Source organism: uncultured Sphingorhabdus sp., from assembly GCF_937872355.1.
GTDB lineage: Bacteria > Pseudomonadota > Alphaproteobacteria > Sphingomonadales > Sphingomonadaceae > Sphingorhabdus_B.
Window position 1 is genome coordinate 1 of sequence record NZ_CALMSV010000106.1, and the last position, 2,643, is coordinate 2,643.

5 protein-coding genes are annotated in these 2,643 nt (G+C 56.5%); all 5 read right to left on the reverse strand.

Annotated elements, in window-relative coordinates; all coding sequences use genetic code 11:
• The coding region (locus tag Q0239_RS06100) for a hypothetical protein (protein ID WP_298599909.1) at positions 1 to 386 on the reverse strand (386 nt) is incomplete at its 3' end.
• Positions 387 to 413: 27 nt separating this feature from the next.
• Positions 414 to 815 carry a type II toxin-antitoxin system VapC family toxin gene (locus Q0239_RS06105; protein ID WP_298599910.1) on the reverse strand — a complete coding sequence of 134 codons (402 nt, stop codon included), beginning with the start codon at positions 813 to 815 and terminating at the stop codon, positions 414 to 416.
• The gene (locus Q0239_RS06110; RefSeq protein ID WP_298599913.1) at positions 812 to 1,048 is read right to left on the reverse strand and encodes an AbrB/MazE/SpoVT family DNA-binding domain-containing protein; all 237 of its coding nucleotides are present in this window, start codon (positions 1,046 to 1,048) and stop codon (positions 812 to 814) included. Before Q0239_RS06110 ends, Q0239_RS06105 begins: the two co-directional genes overlap by 4 nt.
• A 117-nt stretch (positions 1,049 to 1,165) precedes the next feature.
• Complete coding sequence (locus Q0239_RS06115; protein WP_367276069.1) at positions 1,166 to 2,095, reverse strand: cation diffusion facilitator family transporter; 930 nt, start codon at positions 2,093 to 2,095, stop codon at positions 1,166 to 1,168.
• An 11-nt stretch (positions 2,096 to 2,106) separates the two neighbouring features.
• Positions 2,107 to 2,481: a zinc-ribbon domain-containing protein gene (locus Q0239_RS18165; RefSeq protein ID WP_367276070.1), complete on the reverse strand. Its 375-nt coding sequence runs from the start codon at positions 2,479 to 2,481 to the stop codon at positions 2,107 to 2,109.
• Positions 2,482 to 2,643: the final 162 nt, after the last annotated feature.

Below are 2,643 nucleotides of genomic sequence, written 5' to 3' on the forward strand. Positions count from 1 at the left end.
TGCACGTAGTCGGCCGCGGCCGATCCTGTCGGCGCGAAGGCGTAGACGCTGTTGCCGTGCCATTCCGAGATCTGGAGATCAGTGTCCTGCAACCGCCGCCAGACCGAGGCGATGTCTCCATTGTCTTTCGCGAGTTCAGCTTCCATCCATGGCCGATATTCGGCAACCCGTGTTCCGTCCGCGGCCAGCACCGAGCGCGAGTCCCGCCAATACTGGTCGTTGATATTTGCTGCCGAAAAGGAAAATCCGGGAAATGCGTCGGTCAGCGCGACGGCGAGGGTTGCTTCATCGGCGCCAGACGGAAGACGCGAAAGCACGGTTTCGACCGATGCCGCGTCAGGCAACCGTACAGGAATTTCCGTACCCTCTGTCATGCCACGATCCAATCACGCCGCGCGCGAAACAGCGGCGTTCTAAGCAAGCCAGTTCTCCACCTTCAGACCGCGAATGCGCGTGAATTCACCGACATTGGCGGTCACGATCGTCGCGCCAGTTGCGTAAGCATGCGCTGCGATGAGGAGATCGTTGGCGCCAATCGGTTTCCCGGCTGCCTCAAGCTCGGAGCGGATTCCACCATACTCCGTGTCGGCGGGAATATCGAATGGCAGAACAGCGATCTCGCCGAGAATATCCTCCACGGCCTTGAGTAGACGCTTCGACCCACTCTTGGCGCATCCATAGCGTAGCTCTGCCGCCACGATGATGCTGGTGCAGACATTGTCCTCTCCTACCTTCGCAACCCGCCTTGCGGCTTTGCCCTGCGGGTTTTTAACGAGATCGGAGATGATGTTGGTGTCCAGCAAATAGCGGGTCAAAACACCGTCTCCGCTGGCGCAACAGGATCGGGAATCTCGGGGAAGGCTTCGTCGATCGGCTTCATCGACTTGAGCAGAGCAATCAATCCGCGCTTACGCACAGGCTCGATCACCAGCCGATCGCCATCGCGGTGCATGATGGCCTCGTCGCCCGGCAACTCGAATTCCACGGGAATGCGGACCGCCTGGTTGCGACCGTTACGAAACAAGCGGACGTGTCTTTGATCGGTCATGCGGACCTCCAAGCATAGGCCAAAGACATATGCTAAAAGTCGCTTGTTTTCAAGGGGTGTATGACGCCCACTGATTTTGTTTCACGCTATTCTTTGCTGTTGAGGTCAATCGAAGCACTAATATCGCTGCTTGCTCTCGGCCTTCCAAAGACTGTCGGTTTCGATCTGGATAGTCACGTGCGACAAATTGAAATCGGTCTTCATCGCTGCCTGAGCCGCAGTCAATGTGGCCGGTGCCAAGGACATATCGGTTATGATCAGGTGACAGCTCATCGCATCGGCACCGGACGTGATCGTCCAAACATGGAGATCATGGACGGCGATTACCTCAGGGAGCTCCGAAAGCTTTCTTTCAAGCAACGTCATATCGATTTCCGGAGGCGTTCCCTCCATCAGAATGTGAACGGCCTGCTTAAGCAGAATCCACGTGCGGGGGACGATGAACAGTCCAATGCCAGCGCCGATGATCGGATCGACGAGTTGCCAGCCGGTTAGAACCACGACGGCTGCTGCGACAATCACGCCGAGCGAACCGAGCATGTCTGACAACACTTCGAAATACGCGCCCTTAACATTCAGACTTTCAGCCGAACCAGCGGAGAGCAATTTCATGCTGATCAAGTTGACGATGAGACCAATAACCGCCACAGCCAGCATTGGGCCCCCGATAATCTCCGGAGGGTTCAAAAATCGCTGATAGGCCTCATAGAGGATGTACACGGTCAACAGGAGGAGGACGACAGCATTGGTAAGTGCCGAAAGCACCTCCATGCGAACATACCCGAAGGTATTCTGCGGAGTCCTTGGCCGTTCAGCGAAACGGATCGCAATCAAAGCCAATGCCAATCCGCCGGCATCCGTCAGCATATGAGCTGCGTCAGCGATTAGAGCAAGACTCCCGGGCCACAGCCCGCCGATGACCTCGATAATCATAAAAGTAGTAGTGAGCGTCAACGCAATGTAGAGTCTGCTCTTGTGCCGCCCCGCTGCCGTCGTACTGGATATTGGGTCGCTTGCTGAGCCTCCTTCGGCCATGACACTCTCCATGAAAACCGAGGTTACGTTCCCTGCGGGTTTGCTCCTGCAACTGCTGTACCGCACGCAGAACAGAATTTGGCGTTAGCCGGGATCGACGTGCTGCACTTTGAACAAACCGCCTCAGATAATCCAAAACGCTGGCCGCAATTGACGCAAAAGCGGCTGTCCGGCGTGTTGTCAAAGCGACAACTGGGGCAGACAAGGATTCGCTGTTGTGCGGGAGGTGCTGATCGATTCCAATCCGGGCTGTGCCGATTACCTGAAAGCGTCCCACGATCAGGTGCCGAGCCGTACTGATCTCCGTGTCCGCCTCCGTGATGCCCCCCTCCGTGTCCGCCGCCATATCGTCGGCCAAATAGACGGTCGAGAAAATGGGATCCCATAACAACCTCCATGACGACTGAAACGTTCAGTAGCGAAGCCTCGAATTAAACTATCAAGGTGAAATTTGTCGCCTGCGATCTCGATAGGCGAGCAAGCGCAGTGCGTTGACGACGACCACGAGCGTCGAACCTTCGTGCATCGCGACCGCCGCGCCAATGCTCAGTCCTGCGATC